The 20423-nt window shown below is 71.2% G+C and carries 20 protein-coding genes and 1 pseudogene; 14 read left to right on the top strand and 7 right to left on the bottom strand.

Annotation, left to right across the window (positions count from 1 at the left end; all coding sequences use genetic code 11):
• The first annotated feature begins 1 nt into the window (after position 1).
• The 4 genes from H2Q94_RS15385 (at position 2) to H2Q94_RS15370 (ending at position 2954) form a co-directional block, all read left to right on the top strand.
• Positions 2 to 496 carry a DUF3830 family protein gene (locus tag H2Q94_RS15385; RefSeq protein WP_243787783.1) on the top strand — a complete coding sequence of 165 codons (495 nt, stop codon included), beginning with the start codon at positions 2 to 4 and terminating at the stop codon, positions 494 to 496.
• 14 nt (positions 497 to 510) lie between these two features.
• Complete coding sequence (locus tag H2Q94_RS15380; protein ID WP_243787782.1) at positions 511 to 1272, top strand: maleate cis-trans isomerase family protein; 762 nt, start codon at positions 511 to 513, stop codon at positions 1270 to 1272.
• 183 nt (positions 1273 to 1455) lie between these two features.
• Positions 1456 to 2190, top strand: coding sequence for a maleate cis-trans isomerase family protein (locus tag H2Q94_RS15375; RefSeq protein WP_243787781.1), 735 nt, complete (start codon positions 1456 to 1458; stop codon positions 2188 to 2190).
• Between the two features lie 41 nt (positions 2191 to 2231).
• Complete coding sequence (locus H2Q94_RS15370) at positions 2232 to 2954, top strand: GntR family transcriptional regulator (RefSeq protein ID WP_243787779.1); 723 nt, start codon at positions 2232 to 2234, stop codon at positions 2952 to 2954.
• Positions 2955 to 3040: 86 nt separating this feature from the next.
• Here H2Q94_RS15370 and H2Q94_RS15365 read toward each other — a convergent pair whose 3' ends face one another.
• Positions 3041 to 4189 (bottom strand): glycerol dehydrogenase, encoded by a 1149-nt coding sequence (locus tag H2Q94_RS15365; RefSeq protein WP_243787778.1) that lies wholly within the window; start codon positions 4187 to 4189, stop codon positions 3041 to 3043.
• A gap of 256 nt (positions 4190 to 4445) precedes the next feature.
• On the opposite strand from H2Q94_RS15365, the gene H2Q94_RS15360 reads away from it, so the two are divergent.
• Both H2Q94_RS15360 and H2Q94_RS15355 read left to right on the top strand, forming a co-directional pair.
• Positions 4446 to 5015, top strand: coding sequence for a TetR/AcrR family transcriptional regulator (locus H2Q94_RS15360; RefSeq protein WP_243787777.1), 570 nt, complete (start codon positions 4446 to 4448; stop codon positions 5013 to 5015).
• 56 nt (positions 5016 to 5071) lie between these two features.
• A pseudogene (locus H2Q94_RS15355) lies at positions 5072 to 5860 on the top strand (CocE/NonD family hydrolase); the annotation flags it as partial.
• A 107-nt stretch (positions 5861 to 5967) separates the two neighbouring features.
• On the opposite strand, the gene H2Q94_RS15350 reads toward H2Q94_RS15355, so the two are convergent.
• Positions 5968 to 6186 carry a hypothetical protein gene (locus H2Q94_RS15350; RefSeq protein ID WP_243787776.1) on the bottom strand — a complete coding sequence of 73 codons (219 nt, stop codon included), beginning with the start codon at positions 6184 to 6186 and terminating at the stop codon, positions 5968 to 5970.
• Between the two features lie 8 nt (positions 6187 to 6194).
• Here H2Q94_RS15350 and H2Q94_RS15345 point away from each other — a divergent pair, with 8 nt between their 5' ends.
• Positions 6195 to 6884 carry a CocE/NonD family hydrolase C-terminal non-catalytic domain-containing protein gene (locus H2Q94_RS15345; protein ID WP_243787775.1) on the top strand — a complete coding sequence of 230 codons (690 nt, stop codon included), beginning with the start codon at positions 6195 to 6197 and terminating at the stop codon, positions 6882 to 6884.
• Positions 6885 to 6897: 13 nt separating this feature from the next.
• Here the strand turns inward: H2Q94_RS15345 and H2Q94_RS15340 are convergent, their stop codons facing one another.
• The 3 genes from H2Q94_RS15340 to H2Q94_RS15330 form a co-directional block, all read right to left on the bottom strand.
• Positions 6898 to 7359 carry a DUF3632 domain-containing protein gene (locus H2Q94_RS15340; RefSeq protein WP_243787774.1) on the bottom strand — a complete coding sequence of 154 codons (462 nt, stop codon included), beginning with the start codon at positions 7357 to 7359 and terminating at the stop codon, positions 6898 to 6900.
• Entirely contained in the window at positions 7346 to 7666 is a 321-nt protein-coding gene (locus H2Q94_RS15335; RefSeq protein WP_243787773.1) for a hypothetical protein, read from the bottom strand. The genes H2Q94_RS15340 and H2Q94_RS15335 overlap by 14 nt, the downstream gene beginning before the upstream one ends.
• Before the next feature lie 150 nt (positions 7667 to 7816).
• Positions 7817 to 9310 (bottom strand): NAD-dependent succinate-semialdehyde dehydrogenase, encoded by a 1494-nt coding sequence (locus H2Q94_RS15330; RefSeq protein ID WP_243787772.1) that lies wholly within the window; start codon positions 9308 to 9310, stop codon positions 7817 to 7819.
• Between the two features lie 114 nt (positions 9311 to 9424).
• Between H2Q94_RS15330 and H2Q94_RS15325 the strand changes: the two genes are divergently transcribed.
• Both H2Q94_RS15325 and H2Q94_RS15320 read left to right on the top strand, forming a co-directional pair.
• A complete protein-coding gene (locus H2Q94_RS15325; protein ID WP_243787771.1) occupies positions 9425 to 10681 on the top strand; it encodes an aspartate aminotransferase family protein in 1257 nt (418 codons plus the stop codon).
• 238 nt (positions 10682 to 10919) lie between these two features.
• Positions 10920 to 12035, top strand: coding sequence for an LCP family protein (locus tag H2Q94_RS15320; protein WP_243787770.1), 1116 nt, complete (start codon positions 10920 to 10922; stop codon positions 12033 to 12035).
• 69 nt (positions 12036 to 12104) lie between these two features.
• Here the strand turns inward: H2Q94_RS15320 and H2Q94_RS15315 are convergent, their stop codons facing one another.
• A complete protein-coding gene (locus H2Q94_RS15315; RefSeq protein WP_243787768.1) occupies positions 12105 to 12950 on the bottom strand; it encodes a lysozyme in 846 nt (281 codons plus the stop codon).
• Between the two features lie 201 nt (positions 12951 to 13151).
• Here H2Q94_RS15315 and H2Q94_RS15310 point away from each other — a divergent pair, with 201 nt between their 5' ends.
• The 3 genes from H2Q94_RS15310 (at position 13152) to H2Q94_RS15300 (ending at position 16235) form a co-directional block, all read left to right on the top strand.
• Positions 13152 to 14927, top strand: coding sequence for an ABC-ATPase domain-containing protein (locus tag H2Q94_RS15310; protein ID WP_243787767.1), 1776 nt, complete (start codon positions 13152 to 13154; stop codon positions 14925 to 14927).
• A gap of 94 nt (positions 14928 to 15021) precedes the next feature.
• The gene (locus H2Q94_RS15305) at positions 15022 to 15684 is read left to right on the top strand and encodes a phosphoribosyltransferase (protein WP_243787765.1); all 663 of its coding nucleotides are present in this window, start codon (positions 15022 to 15024) and stop codon (positions 15682 to 15684) included.
• A 158-nt stretch (positions 15685 to 15842) separates the two neighbouring features.
• Positions 15843 to 16235 carry a hypothetical protein gene (locus H2Q94_RS15300; RefSeq protein ID WP_243787764.1) on the top strand — a complete coding sequence of 131 codons (393 nt, stop codon included), beginning with the start codon at positions 15843 to 15845 and terminating at the stop codon, positions 16233 to 16235.
• Positions 16236 to 16243: 8 nt separating this feature from the next.
• On the opposite strand, the gene H2Q94_RS15295 is transcribed toward H2Q94_RS15300, so the two are convergent.
• Positions 16244 to 16426, bottom strand: coding sequence for a hypothetical protein (locus H2Q94_RS15295; RefSeq protein WP_243787762.1), 183 nt, complete (start codon positions 16424 to 16426; stop codon positions 16244 to 16246).
• Between the two features lie 134 nt (positions 16427 to 16560).
• Here H2Q94_RS15295 and H2Q94_RS15290 point away from each other — a divergent pair, with 134 nt between their 5' ends.
• Positions 16561 to 17985 (top strand): MFS transporter, encoded by a 1425-nt coding sequence (locus H2Q94_RS15290; protein WP_243787761.1) that lies wholly within the window; start codon positions 16561 to 16563, stop codon positions 17983 to 17985.
• A 57-nt stretch (positions 17986 to 18042) separates the two neighbouring features.
• Entirely contained in the window at positions 18043 to 20421 is a 2379-nt protein-coding gene (locus H2Q94_RS15285) for an ATP-dependent Clp protease ATP-binding subunit (RefSeq protein WP_243787759.1), read from the top strand.
• Positions 20422 to 20423 lie beyond the last annotated feature (2 nt).

Here is a 20423-nt window from a genome sequence, read left to right as displayed (position 1 = left end):
GATGCCCAGGTACCTGTCGATCACGCTGGAGAAGCGTGGCGTGTCCTGCGTGGCGGAACTGCTGGACAAGGACGCTCCCCGCACCTGCGAGGCCGTGTGGCAGGCGTTGCCGCAGGCCGGGCCGGTGCATCACGCGAAGTACGCGCGCAACGAGATCTACACCATGGTGCCGCGCTTCGCCGAGCGGGAGCCGGGCCAGGAAAACCCCACGGTCACTCCGATTCCCGGTGACCTCGTGTACTTCTCCTTCGACAGCGGGATGCTCGACCGCGAGTTCAAGGAGGAGAAGGACATCGAGGCGCTGCCGGGCGTGATCGACCTGGCGATCTTCTACGGGCGCAACAACCTGCTGTTCAACGGTGATGTGGGCTGGGTGCCGGGCAACGTGTACGGGGCGATCGTGGAGAACCTCGGCGCGTTCGCGGAGGCCTGCAACGACGTGTGGCGCTCGGGCAGCGTCGGGGAACGGTTGCGCTACGAACGTCACTCGGGTTGACAGGGGTGCGCGGCATGCCGCCGGAGGATTTCCTGGGGGCCGTGTCCTGTCCCGCGCCGCAGCGAGGGGTGGGCGTGGTCGCGCCGTTCGACTTGGCGATGGACCGCGAGTTGTGGCGGTGGACGCCGGAGAGCGTGACGTTGTACGTGACGCGCACGGCGTTCGTGCCGGTGCCGATGACGGTGGAGATGGCGTCACTGATCTCCGACGAGGCTGCCGTGCACAGCGCCACGCGTGACCTGCTGTCCCCGGAGCCGGACGTGGTGGCTTACGCGTGCGCGTCGGGCAGTTTCGTCGATGGCGCGGCCGGTGAGCGCAACCTGACCACGGTGATGCGGGAGGCCGGTGCGCCCGCGGCGGTGACGACCTCGGGTGCGCTGGTGCAGGCGCTGGAGGTGCTCGGGGTGCGGCGGGTGGCGGTGGCGACGCCGTACGTGGAGAACGTGACCGAGCGGCTGGTGGGTTTCCTCGGTGAGCACGATGTCGAGGTCGTCACCAGTGTGGGGCTGGGTCTGCTGGGCCGGATTTGGAAGGTCGATTACCGCCAGGTCGTCGACATCGTGCGTTCGGCGGATCGACCGGATGCGGAGGCGATGTTCATCAGCTGCACGAATGTGCCGACCTACGACATCATCGGCCCGTTGGAACAGGAATTGGGCAAGCCGGTGCTCACGGCGAATCAGGTCACGATGTGGGCGGCGTTGCGGAAGATGGGATTACCGGCGGTCGCCCCGAAACAACGGCTCGTGCAGGCTTTCGGCGCTTCGGCGGCCTGATCAGGACGGTTCGCCGCGTCGTGGAGCGTGTCGATCGAATTACGAAAACATTTCCGCTAGTGCGGGCGGCACCGAACCGTGCGGTAACATTGTCGACAATTGACCGCCGGTCCGGTGTCGTTCGCCCCCGCAACCCCTGATTTCGCCGCGGGTCGCGGGAACGAATCAAGGAGGGAGCTGCCGGTGCCGATCACCGCAGGGATTCTCTACCCCGGATACAGCGCCGAAGACGATTACCCGGCCCTCGAACGGCTGCTCGGTGGCGACATCCGATTGCCGTTGGTGCACACCGTGATGCGGGAGGACGCGCATCGGGTGGACGCGCTGCTCGAGGTCGGTTCCGCCGACGTGCTCGCCGACGGAGCCCGTGAGCTGCTCGCGCACGGGGTGCAGGCCGTGATCTGGGCCTGCACCAGCGGCAGTTTCGTCTTCGGCTGGGAAGGCGCGCGCGACCAGGTCGAGAAGTTGCAGGCCGTCACCGGCCTGGCCACCTCCAGCACCTCGTTCGCGTTCGTGCACGCCGTGGCCCGTCTCGGCCTGGACCGGGTGGCGGTCGCGGCGACCTATCCCTCGGACGTCGCCGATCGGTTCGCCGATTTCCTGGCGCACGGCGGCATCGAGGTGACCAGGTTGTCCAGTCGCGGCATCGTCACCGCCGCCGAAGTCGGCACGTTGACCCGCGAGCAAGTGCTGGATTTCGCCGCGGCCAACGACGACCCGACCGCCCAGGCACTGCTGATGCCCGACACCGCGCTGCACACCGTGGCGTGGCTCGACGAGCTGGAGCAGCGCCTGGGCAAACCGGTGCTGACCGCCAACCAGGTCAGCGCGTGGGAAGTGCTGCGGCTGGCCGGTGACTCGGGGCCGCACGAGGGGCTGGGCACGCTGTTTCGCCGGCCCGGCCCGGACCAGGGGTGAGCTCGGGGGAGCCGCTCCGCGCTTGACAATTCGATGAGGAGATGGTGTCGGTGCTCGGAGTCGACGAGCAGAACCAGCACGGCGAGTTAGAGCCGGTGCAGCGGAAATCGACCGCCGCGATCGTGGCAGACCAGCTGCGCTCGGCGATCATGTACGGCTCACTGCCCCCCGGTAGTCAGATGGGCGAGGCCGAACTGGCATCGCGGCTCGGAGTGAGCCGCGGACCGTTGCGGGAAGCGATGCAACGGCTGGTGCAGGAGGGCCTGCTGCACAGCGAACCGCACCGCGGGTTGTTCGTGACGACGCTCGACGCCGACGACGTCACCGACATCTACCTGGCGCGGCTGGCGGTGGAACGCGCCGCGTGCGAACGCATCATCCGCCACCACCGGGTGGAGGCCGTCGCCGAGCTCACCGCCGCCCAAGCCCGCATCGTGTCCGCGGCGGGCCGGGGCGACGCGATCGAGCTCAGCGACGCCGACCAGGAGTTCCACGAGACGCTGGTGCGCGTGTCCGGCAGCCCCCGGCTGCAGCGGATGGCGCAGACGCTGCTGGTGGAGAAGCGGATGTGCCTGACCGCGCTGCAGGACAAGTACACCGCCGACCCGCAGACCCTCGTCGACGAGCACAGCGGCCTGGTCGACGCCATCGAGTCCGGTGACGAAGCGCTGCTGCTGGCGCGGCTGGAAGCGCACATGAACGACGCCCTGGAACGGCTCAACGCGTTCACGCCACTGCTCTCGGAGACCGGCCCGGCCAGCTGAGCCGAAGGCGCACCGGGGCCTGGTGCGTCGTGATCATCGCGGGTCGCGGGCGGCCGCGGTGTTCTCAACGCACCAGGCCCGGCCGGTCAGTGCGCGGGCGCGACCGGTGCGGGCAGTCCCGCTTCGGCGCGCACGGCGCAGCCGGTGACCTCAACGGCCTTGAGGGCGTCGACGACGGCGTCCACGGTCACCGCGAACGGCAGGTTGTGGATCGTCTCGGCCGGGTCCGTGGCGGCCTCGGCCACCGTGCGCAGCACCGAATCATCGGCGTCGCCGAGTCCCGTTTCGGTGAGCGTGGTGGGCAGGCCGACGCGGGTGGTGAACTCGATGAACTCGCGGATCTCCTGCGCCGGGCGGTCTTCGAGGATCAACTGCGTGATCGAACCGATGTTGACCTTCTGCCCGTGGGCGAGTCCGTGGGTGTGGGCGACGGCGGTGAGCCCGTCGTGCACGGCGTGCGCTGCGGCGAGCCCGCCGGATTCGAAACCGAGCCCGGACAGCAGCGTGTTGGCCTCCACGACCGCCTCCACCGCGGGAGTCACGAGGCCGTGTTCGACCGCGCGCACCGCGGGAATCGCCGATTCCCACAGGATGTCCCAGGACAGCTTCGCCAACGCCGCCCCCGCCTTGGTGGCCGCGCCCCCGGCCATCGTCGCCGCGTTCGACTGGGCCACCGCCCGCGCCTCGATCCACGTCGCCAGCGCGTCACCGACACCGGCGATGAGGAACCGGGCCGGGGCGTCGGCGATGAGCTGGGTGTCGACCACCACCAGCGCCGGGTTGCGGGCGTAGAACCGGTAGGACTCGAACGACCCGTCGGCGGTGTAGACGACCGACAACGCCGAGGTTGGGGCGTCGGTGGAGGCCACGGTGGGCACGCTGGCGACCGGCAGCCCGGTGTCGTCGGCGGCGGCCTTGGCCGTGTCGATGGGGGCGCCGCCGCCGACGGCGACGATCACGTCGGCGCCCTGCGCACGCAGCACCTCGGCGACCCGCCGGCTCTCGGCGGCCGTGGGCACCCCGTTGAACTTCTCGAACGCCACCGGCAGCCCGGCCTCGCCGAAGGACCGGGTGATCGCGGTTTCCGTCAGGCCGCGCACCACGTCGTCGGCCAGCACCAGCGGCCGCTCACCCAGCTTCGCCACGTAGGAACCCAACGAGTCGAGCGCGCCACGGCCCTGGACGTAGCGGCCGGGGGAGATCATCGTGCGCAGCGCGGCGGATGTCTCGGTCATGGATCGTCCTTCCTGCGTGAACACCCCGCCACGGCCGTGCGCCGATGCGTGATCGGCGGACGGCGGTGGCGGGGCGGGTGTGGATCAGGCGCACCCTGTAGTGCGGCCCGCCCGATTCGATCGCATCCACCCGTTCGGCGGCAATCGGTACTCCACATGGTGATAACGCCTCTTGCTCGCAAGCCACCGGCTGCCCGCCGGGAGTGCATCGGAAACGCCGTTCGGCTGCAGTGGAGGCGTTGGCTAGCCTGAGCCGGTGGCAGAGACCCGACCCGGCGGCCGCACCGCCCGCACCCGCGAGGCCGTGCACGCCGCGGTGCGCGCGCTGTGGGCGGAGGGACGTGACCCGCTGACCGTGCGGGAGGTCTCGGCGCGCTCCGGCGTGCACGAGGTGACGATCTACCGGCGGTGGAAGAACGTGGAGGCACTGGCCCTCGATGTCGCCGTGACCCGCATGAACGAGCAGTCCCCGTTCCCGGACAGCGGTGAGCTGCGCCGGGACCTGATCGACTGGGCGCGCTCGGTCGCCGACCGGGTCGACACGCGTGAGGGGTTCGCGTTCTACCGGGCGATCGCGGCGGCCACCGCGTCGCACGGCGCCGGGCACGGACCGGCGACCGAGGCGGCCGCGATCCACCTGCGGCGCCGGACCGATCAGATTCAGCAGGTCCTCGACCGGGCGGCGGCCGACGGGGCGCCGCGGCTGACCGTCGAGCACGTCTTCGACGTGGTGCTCGCCCCGATCTACCTGCGCGCGATCTTCGGCTACAGCACGCCCGGAATGGATCTGGAGGTGCTGGTCGACCGGGTGCTCACCACACCCTGACCCGCACCCGCCGCACCTTGTGCAAGAGAACCTGCATCAGTGGTGTTCACGCGACCATGCTTAATGTAACTTCTCTAGCGTTAAGGCGGGGTTCGTGTGGGAAGGGCGCCATGAGCGAGCACTACGACACGATCAGCGAAGTGCGCGACGGCATGCGCATCGACTGGGACCTGCGCATCACCATGAGCGACGGCATCACCCTCGCCGCCGACGTGTTCCGGCCCGACGACGACCAGCCGCATCCCGTGCTGCTCGCGGCCGGCCCCTACGGCAAAGGACTCCCGTTCGCCGACGGCTACCCGGCCGCGTTCACCGCACTGCTCGACGAACACCCCGAGGTCGCCGCCCACTCCAGCAACGCCTACCAGGTGTGGGAATACCCCGACCCCGAACGCTGGGTGCCCCACGGCTACGCCTGCGTGCGCATCGACACCCGCGGTACGGGCGGCAGCGAAGGCGACATCGACTTCTTCTCCCGGCGCGAAGCCCACGACCTCTACGAGTGCATCGAATGGGCCGGGGTGCGGGCGTGGAGCAACGGCAACGTCGGCATGCTCGGGATCTCCTACCTCGCCAGCAACCAATGGCGAGTCGCACAACTGGCGCCGCCGCACCTCGCAGCCATCTGCCCGTGGGAAGGCGCCACCGACCTGTACCGCGAATACACCCACCACAGCGGCATCCCCACGATGTTCATGCCCACCTGGATGCCCCACCAGGTCCACGGCGTCCAACACGGCAGGCCCGGCGCACCGCGCAACCCGCACACCGGGCGGCGCGTCTCCGGGCAGGCGGTGCGCTCGGCGGCGGAACTCGAGGCCGCCGCGATCCCGCCGACGTGCTGCGCGCGAACCCGTGCGTCAACGACCACTACCGCCACCGCAGCGCCGCGCTGGAGCAGATCACGGTGCCGGTGCTCTCGTGCGCCAACTGGGGCGGCATGGGCCTGCACTCACGCGGCAACTTCGAAGGCTTCACCAGGGTCCGCTCCACCCAGAAGTGGCTGGAGGTGCACGGCCTCGAACACTGGGCGCAGTTCTACACCGACGCCGGTATCGCGCTGCAACGGCGCTTTTTCGACCACTTCCTCACCGGCGCCGACAACGGCTGGCAGCACCAGCCCCCCGTCACCCTCCAAATCCGCACCCCACGCGGATTCCTGCGGCGTCACGAACAGGAATGGCCGCTGGCGCGCACCGGTGGAGCCGGCACTACCTCGACCTCGACACCGGCGGCCTCACCGAACACCCACCGCACGCGACGCAGGCGGCGGAATTCACCGCCCGCAGCGCAGGCCTGCTGTTCGCCCTGCCCGCCGCCGAACACGACGCGGAGTTCACCGGCCCGGCCGCGATGACCCTGTTCGCGTCCTCCGACACCCGCGACGCGGACCTGTTCGTCACGGTGCACCTGTTCGACCCCGACGGCACCGAAGTCCTGTTCACCGGCGCGTCCGAACCGAACGCCCCCGTCTCCCAAGGCTGGCTGCGGATGTCGCACCGCGAACTCGACCCCGCCCTGTCCCTGCCGCACCGGCCATGGCACCCCCACACCACGCCCGCGCCACTGCAGCCGCACCAGGTCTACGAGGCGCACGTGGAGATCTGGCCGCTGTCGATCGTCGTGCCCGCCGGATACCGCCTCGCAGTGTCGATACGCGGACAGGACTACACCCACGACCTCGCACCCGGCCCGCTCGGCGTGCGCGGCAGCGGACCGTTCTGGCACGAACTGCCCGGCGACCGCGACGACCCCGCCTACGACGGGCGCACCACCCTGCACAGCGCACCCGGACAACACCCCAGCCTGCTGCTTCCGCTGATCCCGGCCGAAGATCACGACCACGATTCCGGCGCGTTCCGCCCCTAGCCGCCCGGCCGAATCAGGCGACGCCCTCCACAGCGGGCATGAGCTCGAGTGCCGTGCGCGCCTGGTGAGCGACCGCGTCGGGACCGGCCGCCAGCTCCGCGAGCCTGCCGCGCCAGAACGCCCACCGCTGCGGGCAGAACCCGCCGCCGCGCACCCCGCCGGCCCGGGCCAGCGGCCCCAGGCGTCCCGGTCCCCGATCGGGCACCGAGCACGAGCCCAGGCGGGCGAGCCGCGCCAGTTCCGGGCCGCAGTGCCGCAGCCACGGCAGCACGGCGTGCAGCCCGCCCGGCACGGCGGTGTCCTCAAGGCAGTCCCGCAACGTCCAGATCGCATAGCCGGAGAAGTCGATTCCGGCCGCGGTCAGGCGCGCGGCGAACGCGTTGAGGTTCACCCGGGACTCGGTCGAGCCGTCCCCGTCGGCGTCCCAGGCCTCGCGCACCTGCGCGCCGAAACACGGCAGATCACCGAACACCACGAGCCCACCCCAGATCACGCACCGCGTCCCGCCGGGTGAGGGTGCCGTGACCCTTGATCTCGACCAGCAGGTCGACCAGGTCCCGGTGCCTCACGCCGCCCGAGGCCCCGGCCGCCCGGACCACGGGCCGCCAGGCGGCCCACAACATCCCCTCGATCGTGGACTCCGCCGCGTGCTCGGCGACGAACGCGCGGCGCACCGGCTCGGTGAACAGCGACGCGGTGCGCGCGGCCGAACCGGGCGCGGAGTCGCGCAGGTAGCCGTTGACGAGCGCCTCGTAGTGGCGCGACGCGGTCTCGTAATCCATGGCGCGGCCACCGTAACCAGCCGACGCCCGAGGCCCTCCACCGTGCCGCGCATCGACGCTCGCCACGGCATCCACGGCGGCGAGGTCCGCACAGCACGGTGCCCCGCGCCGCGAGAGCCGCGCGGGGCACCGGTCAGGTGACGGGGCGGATCACAGGCCGCCGATGGCGATGTACTTGGTCTCCAGGAACTCGTCGATGCCGACCTTGCCTCCCTCCCGGCCCAGGCCGGAGGCCTTCACACCGCCGAACGGGGCCGCCGGGTTGCTCACCACGCCTTGGTTGAGGCCGATCATGCCGCTCTCCAGCGCCTCCGACACGCGCAGCGCGCGGTGCAGGTCCTGGGTGTAGACGTAGGCGACCAGCCCGTACTCGGTGTTGTTGGCCTCGTCGATGGCGGTCTGCTCGTCGGTGAACGTGCTGATCGGCGCGACCGGCCCGAAGATCTCCTCCCGCGTCATCCGCGACGACAGCGGCACGTTCTTCAGGACCGTCGGCGGGTAGAAGTAGCCCTCGCCGTCCTGGCGGGAGCCGCCGACGACGACCTCCGCGCCGCGGCCGACGGCGTCGGTGACGAGCTCGTCGACCTTGCCGAGCTGGGTGGCGTCGATCAGCGGCCCCACCTCCACGTCGTCGCGGACGCCGCGGCCGATGCGCAACGCCCCCATCCGCTCGGCGAGCCTGCGGGAAAACTCCTCGGCGACGTCGGCGTGCACGTAGAACCGGTTGGCCGCGGTGCAGGCCTCACCGATGTTGCGCATCTTGGCCTGCATCGCGCCGTCGACGGCGACGTCGAGGTCGGCGTCGGCGAACACCAGGAACGGGGCGTTGCCGCCGAGTTCCATGGACACGTTGAGGACCTGCTCGGCGGACTGCTCGATGAGCTTGCGCCCCACCGAAGTCGACCCGGTGAACGACAGCTTCCGGGCACGCCCGTCGCGGATCATCGGTTCCATCACGGAACCGGCGCCGACCGCCGTGACCACGTTGAGGACCCCTTCGGGCAGGCCCGCCTCCAGCAGGATCTCCGCCAGCGCCAGCATCGACAGCGGCGTCTGGTGCGCGGGTTTGATCACCGAGGTACAGCCGGCGGCGATGGCCGGGCCGATCTTGCGGGTGCCCATCGCCATCGGGAAGTTCCACGGCGTGATCAGCAGCGTCGGCCCGACCGGCTGCTGGGTGACCAGGAACCGGCCGGTGCCGCTGGGCGCCACGGCGTAGTCGCCGCCGATGCGCACGGCCTCCTCGGCGAACCAGCGGAAGAACTCCGAGGCGTAGGTGACCTCGCCGCGCGCCTCGGGCAGCGGCTTGCCCATCTCCAGGGTCATCAGCAGTGCCAAGTCCTCGTGGCGCTGCTGGATCAGCTCGTAGGCGCGGCGCAGGATCTCGCCGCGTTCCCGCGGCGGGTACTTCGCCCAGGCCGGTTGGGCCTCGTGGGCGGCGGCCAGCGCGGCGATCCCGTCCTCGGGGGAGGCGTCGGCGACCGAGCACAACGCGCGGCCGGTGGAGGGGTCTTCGACTTCGTAGGTGCGTTCACCGGTGGCCGTTCGCCATTTGCCGCCGATGAGCAGCTGCTTGGGGGCGGCGTCGACGACGCGGGCCTCTTCGGACTCGGTGCCTGCGGGGGAGCTGCTGGTGGTGCTCATCGGTTCAGCGGGCCTTCCGTGTCGGCGGGTGGACAGGACGCAGCCGTGATGGTTGCATGTCACACGCGATTGTCAACAATCCTACATTCGGGACACGACAGCTTGGAGTCGAACATGGCTGAGCTCTCGCCGGTGTTGCAGCAGGCGACACCTGTGCTGGCCGCCCGCGGACAGGGCGTCTACCTCTACGACGAGGACGAACGCCGCTACCTCGACTTCACCGCCGGTATCGGGGTGACCAGCACCGGACACTGCCACCCGCGCGTGGTGGAGGCGGCGCAACGCCAAGTGGGGACCCTGATCCACGGCCAGTACACGACAGTCATGCACCGGCCGCTACTCCAGCTCACCGAGCGGCTCGGCGACGTCCTGCCCGCAGGCCTGGACCGCATGTTCTACGTCAACTCCGGCAGCGAAGCCGTGGAGGCATCGGTGCGCCTGGCGCGGCACGCCACCGGACGTCAGACCATCGTCGCCTTCCAAGGCGGCTTCCACGGCCGCACCATGGGCGCGGGCGCACTCACGACCTCCGGGGTGAAGGTGCGCGCCGGGATCGGCCCGATGATGCCGGGCGTGGCGTTCACCCCGTTCCCGGAGACCTACCGGCACGGCTGGTCGGAAGCCGAAGCGGTGCGTTTCGCCCTCGCCGAACTCGACCAGCTGCTGCTGACGGTCACCTCCCCGAAGGACACCGCCGCGTTCATCGTCGAACCCGTCCTCGGCGAAGGCGGCTACATTCCCGCCCCGGCGGAGTTCCTGGAAGGGCTGCGGGAACGCGCCGACCGCCACGGCATCCTGCTCATCACCGACGAGGTGCAGACCGGGGTGGGCCGCACCGGGAAGTTCTGGGGACACCAGCACTCCACCATCACACCCGACATCCTGATCACCGCCAAGGGGCTCGCCAGCGGTTTCCCGATCTCCGGCATCGCGGCCTCCAGCGCGCTGATGAGCAAGGCCTGGCCGGGATCGCAGGGCGGCACCTACGGCGGCAACGCCGTGGCCGCCGCCGCCGCGCTGGCCACCCTCGACGTGGTGCGCGACGAGAACCTCGTCGACAACGCCGCCGAGCAGGGCGCCCGCCTGCAGGAAGGGCTGCGCAAGGTCGCCGCCGAACACCCCGTGATCGGTGAGGTCCGCGGCCGCGGCCTCATGGTCGGCAACGAGTTCACCACTCCCGAGGGCACGCCCGACACCGCCACCGCCGCCCGGGCGCACGCCGCCGCCGCCGAACGCGGCCTGCTGCTGCTGACCTGCGGCCCCGCGGGCAACGTGGTGCGGATGATCCCGCCGCTGATCGTCAACTCCCAGCAGGTCGACGACGCCGTGGGCCTGTGGAAGGAGGCGGTGGCCGCCGCCGTCGCGGGCTGATCCCGCAGCGAACACGCCCGAAGCGGGGTGTGGTGCCGGTGGGCGCCGCACCCCGCTTCGCGTTGCGCGCGGGATCTCCCTCCCCGTCGGCGTGTCCGGGCGAAGTGGGCACGCCGGACGGGTGGATTCCATACCGTTGCGGTAGCGGTGTGCCACGAACGGGAGACCTTCTGGGATGCTGCACCGCACAGGTCGGCACGGAGTGTGCCGGCGAGTCGACTCCGCAGGTGTGAAGGTCATGAGTGATTGGTCGGCGAATCCGCCGAGGGGCCGACGGCCGCAGCAGGGCGGTTACGACTACTACGCCCGCGGTCGTGACGGCGGCGGCGCACCGCCGCAACCACCGCAGCCACCGCCGACGCGGCGAGCATCGCCGCCTCCGCCACCGCCGCGGCGCAAACGCCCGAACTGGGCCAAACGCATCGGCATCACCCTGCTGGTGCTGCTGCTGGTCGTGGTCGGATTCGGCATCTACGTCGACAGCCTCCTGCAGCGCACACCCGCCCTGGACTACGAGGGCCGCATCGAGGACACCCCCGGCACGAACTGGCTGCTGGTGGGTTCCGACAGCCGTGAGGGCCTCGACGAGTCCCAGCGCGAGGAACTGTCGGCGGGCGACGCCGCCGGGCGGCGCACCGACACGATGATGCTGGTGCACATCCCCACCGGCGGCGGGAAACCGGCGCTGATCAGCCTGCCCCGCGACTCCTACGTGCCGATCCCCGGCCACGGCAGGGACAAGCTCAACGCGGCGTTCTCCTTCGGCGGCCCGCAGCTGCTGGCCCAGACCGTCGAAACGGTCAGCGACGTGCACATCGACCACTACGCCGAAATCGGCCTCGGTGGCTTCTCCTCCCTGGTCGACGCCGTCGGCGGCGTCGACATCTGCCTCGAGGAGCCGATGAACGACGAGAAGGCCAACGCGCACCTGGAAGCCGGTTGCCAGGAACTCGACGGGCCGCAGGCATTGGGCTTCGTGCGCGCCCGCGACACGGTCGCAGGCGGGGACCTGGGACGCGCGGAGAACCAGCGCAAACTGCTCGGCGCCCTGATGGACCGGACGATGGGGCCGGGGACGCTGTTGAACCCGTTCCGGCTGGTGCCGCTGGCCAACGCCGCGGGCAGCACGTTCCTGCTCAACGACTCCGACCACGTGTGGCACCTGTTCTGGCTGGCCAAGGCGCTCGGCGATGTCAGCGGCGGCAACGGCATCACCACCAGCGTGCCCTTCGGTGATTTCGCCAGGACCGACAGCGGCCAGTCGGTGATCAAGTGGGACAAGCAGGACGCGGCGCGGATGTTCGAGGCCATCGCCAACAGCGAACCCATCCCCGAAGATCTCGTCGACCCCTGATCCCGAGGACGCAGCGAAGAGGGGGCGCGACGAACCGGTCGTCGCGCCCCCTCTTCGTGCTTGCGGTGCCTACAGTGCGAACCGGTCCAGCTGGGCGGGGTCGCCGTTGAAGGTGTTCTGGTCACCGGGGAACACTCCGGCGTTGCTGAACTGCCAGATCGCCTGATACGCCCAGCCCGCGGGCAGCGGCCCCATCTCCGGGGCGAACCGCGCCAGCCACAGCGGGTTGTTCGCCGCGAAATTCGGGTTCGCCCCCGTGCACTGATCCCACCAGCGGGTCGTCGTGTAGATCGCGGGGAACCGGCCGGTGCGCGCCAGGTAGGTGTTGCTGAAATCGGCGATCCACCCCGAGATCTGCTCCGGGGACTGGCCGTAGCACATGTCGCCGTACGGGTTGGACTCGATGTCGAGCGCACCCGGCAACGTCCTCCCGTCCGGGAACCAGCCGCCGCCGTGGTCGACGAAGTAGTGCGCCTGCTCGGCACCGGTGGAACTGTCGGGCAACCCGAAGTGGTAGGCGCCGCGGGTCATGCCCACCGCGTAGGAGCCCTCGTACTGCTGCAGGAAGCTGTCGCTGGTGAACCCGATGCCCTCGGTGGCCTTGACGTAGGTGAACCGGGCGCCGTCGGCGTAGGCCCGCGGCCAGTCCACCGCCCCCTGATGCCCGCTGACGTCCATCCCCGCCACGCCCGCACCCCGCGGCGCACCGCGCTCGGTGTCCTCGGTGGCCGAACGCCCGACGCTGTAGCCCGCCCACGCTCCGTCCGGGTCGGAACGGTCCAACGACGGCCCCGCGGGTGCCGCCGCGCCGGTCAGCGGTATCCCGGCCAGCAGCGCGCCGCTGAGCAGGGCCGCCACCGCGGGGGACAGCAGGGACCGGCGCCGGGATCTGAACGGGTTACGGGAAACGGTCACTGCGGTTCGCCTCCTAGATGAGGGACGGGCCGGGCGGTGCGACGCCCACGCAGATCACCGCACAGGACCACGGAGCGTCGAAGATCGTGCGGGCAGCGACGATAACCGCTTGATCGGGTTCTCGCCGGGTCACAGTCGCCGAACCGTGATCTGCCCACCCCGATTGGATAAACACCGCCACGTCCGGTAGGTCTCGGTGCCATGGCAGAACGAACCAGCGGCCACGGCGGCCCACGGCGCGACGGGCGCCGCCGCCACGAACACCGCACCACCACCGGCCGCCCCGAATCGGGCGGGCACACCGGTCCCCGCGACGCCGCCGGCCTGCGCAACGCCCTGCGCGGCCTGCACGGCGCCGGCTACGGCCGCTACAAATCCCTGACCGGCACCTGGTCGTTCGACGGTTTCGACCTGGAGATCCAACGCGTCCAGCCCGACCCCTACGCGCCCGCCAGCCGCTGCGAAGTGCGGGTGCACCCCGCCACCGCCGCGCTTCCACCACAGCTGTGGTCCACGGCGGTGCGGGCGCGCGGCCTGGCCGGGTTCCTGGTGCGCGCCGCCGAACACCGGCTGCGCGGCAGCGACCTGCGCGTCGACGCCGGACGCCAGCAGGTCCTCGACCGCAGCTCGTGTCAGCTGCAACCCGACGGCGGAGTGCGGCTGCGACTCGGGATCGACCTGCCCGGCCGCGGCCGCAGCATCGACGGCCACGCGGCCGAACGCGCCCTGTGCGACCGGCTGCCCGACATGGTCGCCGCGGCGTTGCGCCACGACACCGCCGACCAGGCACGGATGACGGAATTCGTGGAGTCCGTGGAGGACACCGACGCGCTGCGGGAGGAATTGGCCGCGCGCGACCTGGTGGCGTTCGTCGCCGACGGGGCCGTGCTGCCGCGGGCCAGCGGAGTCGACGAACGCCCGCTGGCCGGCGCCGTGCCGTTCGAGTCCCCGGACTCGATGCGGGTCAGCGTCACGCTGCCCAACCGGGGCGAGATCACCGGCATGGGCATCGGCGAAGGCATCACCCTCATCGTCGGCGGCGGCTTCCACGGCAAGTCGACGCTGCTGCGCGCCCTGGAGAACGGCGTCTACGACCACGTGCCCGGGGACGGGCGGGAACTGGTCGTGGCCCGCGAGGACACCGTGAAGATCCGCGCCGAGGACGGCCGCCGCGTGCACCGGGTGGACGTGAGCCCGTTCGTGAGCCACCTGCCGACCGGCGCGGACACCGCCGACTTCTCCACCGACAACGCTTCCGGCTCCACCTCGCAGGCCGCGTCCCTCGTGGAATCCGTCGAAGCCGGAGCGGGAGTGCTGCTGGTCGACGAGGACACCGCCGCGACGAACCTGATGATCCGCGACGCCCGCATGCAGGCCCTGGTGGCGAAGGAATCCGAGCCGCTGACACCGTTCCTCGACCTGATCCGCCCCTTGTCGCGGTCCCGCGGGGTCTCCACGGTGCTGGTGATGGGCGGGTCCGGGGACTACATGGACGTCGCCGACCGGGTGCTGATGATGGACTCCTACCGTGCCAGGGAGGTCACCGCCCGGGCGCGCGAACTGGCCGCCACCCCCACCGGCCGCAGCCGGGAAGCCGACGAGTTCCCCCCGGTGCGCCGGCGCGTGCCCGATCCGCGCTCGATCCCTTCGGAGCGGCCGAAGGTGCGGGCACGGGGCACCGACGCGCTGACGTTGGGCGAGTCGACCGTGGAGCTGCGGGCGGTGGAGCAGATCGTGGACCCCGCGCAGGTCACCGGTATCGGGCTGGCGCTGGTGACGTGCGTGCGTTCCGGCCTGCTCGACGGCACCCGCACCGTGGCCGAAGTCCTCGACGGCTACGGCGCCGAGGTCGCCGAGCGCGGGGTCGCGGCCGTCGACGCCCGCTACGTCGGCGACTTCGCGGTGCCGCGCCGGTTCGAGTTGGCAGCCGCGCTCAACCGGCTGCGGCTGCTGCGGGTCGCGTCCTTCCGCGACTGAGCACCACACCCGGCGCCGGGGCACGTTTCCCGGTGCCGGGCCTGCGGGCACCTTCCGGGGACAGGCAGTTTCGCCTCGCGGACGGAGGCTCGTGATGCCGGGCACCGGCGCGGTCGAGCAGTACCGGGACCGCCGCCACGCGGGCCGGGTGCTGGCCCGCCACCTCACCGGCCGCCACTGGCGGGATCCGCTGGTGCTGGGCCTGGCCCGCGGCGGGGTGCCGGTCGCGGCCGAGGTGGCCGCGGCGCTGAACGCGCCGCTGCGGGTCGCGGTCGCCCGCAAGATCGGTGCCCCCGGCCAGCCCGAACTGGCCTTGGGAGCGGTCACCGCGCACGGCCCGCCCAGCTACGACCAGCGGCTGCTGCGGGCGTTCCACCTGGACGCGGCCGCGTTGGAACCGGCGTGCGAGCGGGAACGCGCCGAGGCCCGCAGCCGGGAGGACAGGTTCGCCCAAGACCCCTCGTCACCCGCGGGCCGCGACGTGCTGCTGGTCGACGACGGCCTGGCCACCGGCGCCACCGCGCGGGCCGCGATCCGGATGCTGCGGGAGTCCGGGCCGCACTCGATCGTGCTGGCCGTCCCGGTCGGCGCCCCCGACGCGGTGGCGGCGTTGAACGAGGAGGCCGACGAAGTGCTGTGCGTGCTGCGGCCGGTGCGCTTCAGCGCGGTGGGGCAGTGGTACGGCAGTTTCCGGGAGACCTCCGATACCGAAATCCACCACTTGCTGTCAGGATCCGCCGACACCGGCCCAGGCTGAACGCCGATGCCGCTCGGCGGGACCCTGATCAGCGGGCGTGCCCATTCGTTGCTTGATGCGCAACCGGACTGTGAGGTTGTGCGGGAAACGGGTGGAATCGGGATCTTCTGCCCGGAAGGTGTGGTCTCGACCGCTCAAGTGGGGTTGGCTGAGCCCTTATGACCCTCCCCGGCCACTCCCATCAACCACCCGCCCCGACGCAGCGGTCCGCCGCGCGCTCCGGCGGCAGGCGCCCCGGGGACGACGACGGCCGCTACACCGCCGAGGTCGCCGCCCAGATCGGCGAAGCCGCCCAAGTCCTCGGCGAACGCCTGCAGGACCCGGCGATGCCGCACAGCGTCGACGACCTCGAACACGTCACCCGCGGTTTCGCGACCACCGTCGACGGCATGGCCGCCGGGGTTTCGGGCATCACCGAATGGCTCCGCGCCGCCGGGCACGCCGGCGCCCTGTCCGGGCACGCCAGCGTCATGGCCGAACGGCTCGGACACATCAGCCGGGAACTCGCGCGCCTGGCCGACGCCGTCGACGCCGCCGAGCACCACGCCTGAACCGCACCTCAGGACTCCTTGTCCGGTTCGGGCGGATCCGGCCGCAGCACGTCCGGATCGTCGTCGGCGGGCGGTTCGGCGTCGAGATCCTCCTGCGCGCGAGTGGGGTGGTTGCCCTGCAACATGCCGCGCACGTCGTCTTCCAGGACGTCGTCGCGCAGCGGGCCGTGCTTGGCACTGCCGCGTTCCATCGTGCTCACCGTCCTTCCCAGTCGGTCCCGCGCCCCGCGTACCCGGCGCGGACGCGTTCGAATCACCCCGCCTGTGGTGATCAAAGTCCCGAACCTTTGAAGTTAGACAAGCTAAAGAACTAGGCTGGCGTGACGTGACCGCAGACCCCGCCACCGCGCACGAAGGCGGACCGCGGCTGCCCCGCGGATTCGTGCTGACCATCGCCGCCGGATCCGTGCTCCAAGCCCTCAACGCCGCCACCATGGCCGTCGCGCTGGTCGACATCCGCGCCGAGTTCCACGCGGGCGCGGCCGCGTCCTGGCTGATCTCCGGGCTGTACCTGGCCACGGCCGTCGGCTCGCCCACCGCGGGCAGGCTCGCCGACCGGGTCGGGGCGCGGCGAGTGTTCGTGACGTCGCTGGCGTTGACCGTGGCCAGTTCCCTGTTCGCGCCGCTGGCACCGAACCTGGGCTGGTTGATCGCGCTGCGCATCCTGCTGGGCCTGGGCACGTGCGCGGCGTTCCCGTCCGGGGTGGCGATGCTGCGTGCCGAGGCCGATCGTCGCGGTATCGCGCTGCCCGCGTCGGCGTTGAGCGTGCTGGCCATCGCCGGGCAGGTGATGGTGGCGTTCGGCCCGGTGCTGGGCGGCGTGCTGGTGTCCTGGCAGGGCTGGCAGTCGATCTTCCTGATGAACGTGCCGCTGGGCGTGGCGGTGGCCGTGCTGGCCTGGGCGTACCTGCCCGCCGACCCGCCCCGCGACCACGCCTCGGTGCCCGTGGTGCTGCGCGGCCTGGACCTGCCGGGTGCGGCGTTGTTCACCGGCTGCGTGGCGGTGCTGATGCTGTTCCTGCTGTCGCTGACCGGCGCCCCGAACTGGTGGCTGGCGGCGGCGGCCGTCGCGCTCGCGGTGCTGTTCGCCGTGTTCGAGTCGCGGGTGGCGCAGCCGTTCACCGACGTGCGGATGCTCGCCCGCAACCGGGCGCTCACGGTCACCTACCTGCGCACCGTGCTGACCTACGTGGCGTTCTACACCGTGTTCTACGGGTATCCGATGTGGCTGCAGAACGCCCGCGGCCTGAGCCCGGACGGCGCGGGCCTGGTGGTGCTGCCGGTGGCGTTGGTGGCGATGGGGTCGGTGGCCGTGGCTGGGCGGGTGATCCGCGGGCGCGGTCACCGGCCGGTGCTGGTCGCCGGATCGGTCGCGTTGCTGGCCGGGGGACTCGGGCTCACCCAGTTGCACTCGGCGAGCCCGCTGCCGGGGTTGCTGGCGGTGGCCGCTGTGCTGGGGTTGCCCAACGGGTTCAACAACATCGGCAACCAGGCCGCGATGTACCGCCACGCCGACGCCGCCGACACCGGGATGGCCTCCGGGCTGTACCGGACCTCGCAGTATGTTGGTGCGAACATCGCGGCGGCCGTGATCGAACTCGCCTTCGCAGGCCCCGCCGCCGATGGCGGGCTGCACCGGCTCGGTACCGTCGTCGCCGTGATCAGCGTGGCGTTGCTGACCGGTGAGCTGCTGGAACACGTGCTCGGTCGCCGACGCGGCGGGCGGCCGCGGCGACCCGCCGCGAGTTGATCACTATGGTGGCGTGCAGCGGGCACGAACGGTGCCCGCCGGTGTGGAGGTGTACCGGTGGATCGGGGCAGTGCAGGCGAAGCGTCGGCCGCATTCGATTCGCTGCTCAACAGTCTCGTCGAAGGCGGCGGTGAGCAGCGACGCACCGATCAGGGACCCGGCGCGCTCGGATTGTCGAACCTGCTCGACCCCGAAGCCCACGACGTGGTGTCGAAAGCCATCCGCGCCACCGTCGACTGGGGCAGCCGCGAACTCGACAGCACCCACCTGCTGTGGGCGGTGACCCAGGTCGAATCGACCTCGCAGATGCTGGCCGACTCCGGGGTGCGCGTCACCGACCTGGCCGCCGGAGTGCGCACCGTGGCGGGCACCGTCGACGCCGTGGCCGGTGGAGCGCGGCGCTCCCCGGTGCTGTCGTCCTCGGCGCGGCGCGCGCTGCTGGGGGCTCACCAGCAGGCACTGGGGGAGGGCGCCGAGGTCGTCGGAGCCCGCCACGTGCTGCTGGGCCTGGCCACCGACCCCGAATCGGTCGCGGGCCGTGCTTTGGCGCGGGCGATGGAAGGTGGCGACCGCACCCGCACCACCCGGTCATCGCCCTCGGCGCTGAGCACCACGCCGCGGCTCGACGAGTTCGGCCTGGACATGACCGAACTGGCCCGAAACGGCCGGCTGGATCCGGTGATCGGGCGCGGTGAGGAGATCGACCAGGCCGTGGAAGTGCTGGGGCGGCGATCGAAGAACAACCCGGTGTTCATCGGCGACCCCGGCGTGGGCAAGACCGCACTGGTGGAGGGGTTGGCGCAGCGCATCGTCGAGCGGGACGTGCCCTCGCCGCTGGCGGGCAAACGCCTCGTGTCGCTGGATCTGGCCGGGATGGTCGCGGGCGCGAAGTTCCGCGGCGAGTTCGAACAACGATTCCGCGACGTGCTCACCGAACTGCGCTCGCACCGCGACGAGATCGTCGTGTTCATCGACGAGATGCACAGCATCGTCGGAGCGGGCGCAGGCGAGGGCTCGATGGACGCCGGCACCATGCTCAAACCCGCCCTGGCGCGCGGCGAACTGCACCTGATCGGCGCCACCACCGTGGAGGAGTACCGCAGGCACGTGGAGAAGGACCCGGCACTGGAACGCCGGTTCCAGCCGATCCTGGTGCCCGAACCGTCGGTGCCCGAAACGGTGCAGGTCCTCGAAGGGGTCGCCGAGAAGTACCGCACCCACCACCGGGTGCGGATCTCCCCGGAGGCCCTGGAAGCCGCCGCTCGCCTGTCCGAGCGCTACCTCACCGACCGGTTCCTGCCGGACAAGGCCGTCGACCTGCTCGACCAGGCGTGTTCGCGGGTGCGGATGCGCCGCGGCGGCGCCCTCTGGGGACCGGAACCGCTCGTGGACGCCTCCGATGTGGCCGATGTGGTGGCGCGGCGCACCGGCATCCCCGTCGACGAGGTCTCCGCCCAGGACCGCAAACGGCTGCTCGACTTGGAGAAACGACTCGCCGAACGGGTCGTGGGCCAGGACGTGGCGGTGCGATCGGTGGCCGAAGCGGTCCGCCGTGCCCGAGCAGGACTGGCCGACCCGCAACGCCCCATCGGCAGCTTCCTGTTCCTCGGCCCCACCGGGGTCGGCAAAACGGAACTGGCGCGCGCGTTGTCGCGGGTGCTGTTCGGCGACGCCGACCGCATGGCCCGGTTCGACATGGGCGAATTCCAGGACAAGCACACCGTGTCCCGGCTGATCGGGGCGCCACCGGGCTACATCGGCTACGGCGAGGCGGGCCAGCTCACCGAACGGGTGCGCAGACAGCCCTACTCGGTGGTGCTGCTCGACGAAGTGGAAAAAGCCCATCCGGACGTGTTCAACACGTTGCTGCAGGTCCTCGACGCGGGGCGGCTGACCGACTCGCAGGGCCGCGCGGTGGACTTCCGCAACACCGTGGTCATCATGACCTCCAACATCGGCTCCGACCGCATCCTGGACTCCGCCGCGCCCGCCGACGAACTCGCCACCCAGCTGCTGGAGGACCTGCGCGGATTCTTCCGGCCCGAGTTCCTCAACCGCATCGACGAGGTCACCGTGTTCCGCGCGCTGGGGGAACGGGAACTGGGCGCGATCACCGCGCTGCTGCTGGAACGCACCGCCTCGCAACTGCACGACAAAGGGGTCCGGCTGGAAGTGTCGGCCGCGGCGGTGCAGTGGCTGACCGAACGCGGCGCGGGCGGCGAGTTCGGGGCGCGGCCGCTGCGGCGGGTGATCCAGCGGGAACTCGACACCCGCCTGGCATCGCTGCTGCTGGAAGGCTCCCTGGCCGAGGGCGCCGAGGTGCTCGTCGAAGTGCTCGGCGGCGAACTGTCCCTGCACGTGTCCTCCGCCCGCCACGGCGCGGCAGGGGGACGCCACGCCGCTCCCGCACATCGCCGCACCGGCGCCCCGGCCTGAAC

This window comes from Saccharopolyspora gloriosae (genome assembly GCF_022828475.1).
Taxonomy (GTDB): Bacteria; Actinomycetota; Actinomycetes; order Mycobacteriales; family Pseudonocardiaceae; genus Saccharopolyspora_C; species Saccharopolyspora_C gloriosae_A.
Note: the sequence above shows the minus strand (reverse complement) of the source record. Positions and strands in the feature narration are given on the sequence as shown.

Bases quoted from the DNA above. Each gene is read 5' to 3' on its own strand.
- H2Q94_RS15385 (WP_243787783.1), top strand. From the start codon at position 2: ATGCCCAGGTACCTGTCGATCACGCTGGAGAAGCGTGGCGTGTCCTGC.
- H2Q94_RS15380 (WP_243787782.1), top strand. From the start codon at position 511: ATGCCGCCGGAGGATTTCCTGGGGGCCGTGTCCTGTCCCGCGCCGCAG.
- H2Q94_RS15370 (WP_243787779.1), top strand. From the start codon at position 2,232: ATGGTGTCGGTGCTCGGAGTCGACGAGCAGAACCAGCACGGCGAGTTA.
- H2Q94_RS15365 (WP_243787778.1), bottom strand. From the start codon at position 4,189: ATGACCGAGACATCCGCCGCGCTGCGCACGATGATCTCCCCCGGCCGC.
- H2Q94_RS15345 (WP_243787775.1), top strand. From the start codon at position 6,195: ATGGCCGCTGGCGCGCACCGGTGGAGCCGGCACTACCTCGACCTCGAC.
- H2Q94_RS15335 (WP_243787773.1), bottom strand. From the start codon at position 7,666: ATGGATTACGAGACCGCGTCGCGCCACTACGAGGCGCTCGTCAACGGC.
- H2Q94_RS15330 (WP_243787772.1), bottom strand. From the start codon at position 9,310: ATGAGCACCACCAGCAGCTCCCCCGCAGGCACCGAGTCCGAAGAGGCC.
- H2Q94_RS15325 (WP_243787771.1), top strand. From the start codon at position 9,425: ATGGCTGAGCTCTCGCCGGTGTTGCAGCAGGCGACACCTGTGCTGGCC.
- H2Q94_RS15320 (WP_243787770.1), top strand. From the start codon at position 10,920: ATGAGTGATTGGTCGGCGAATCCGCCGAGGGGCCGACGGCCGCAGCAG.
- H2Q94_RS15310 (WP_243787767.1), top strand. From the start codon at position 13,152: ATGGCAGAACGAACCAGCGGCCACGGCGGCCCACGGCGCGACGGGCGC.
- H2Q94_RS15305 (WP_243787765.1), top strand. From the start codon at position 15,022: ATGCCGGGCACCGGCGCGGTCGAGCAGTACCGGGACCGCCGCCACGCG.
- H2Q94_RS15300 (WP_243787764.1), top strand. From the start codon at position 15,843: ATGACCCTCCCCGGCCACTCCCATCAACCACCCGCCCCGACGCAGCGG.
- H2Q94_RS15295 (WP_243787762.1), bottom strand. From the start codon at position 16,426: ATGGAACGCGGCAGTGCCAAGCACGGCCCGCTGCGCGACGACGTCCTG.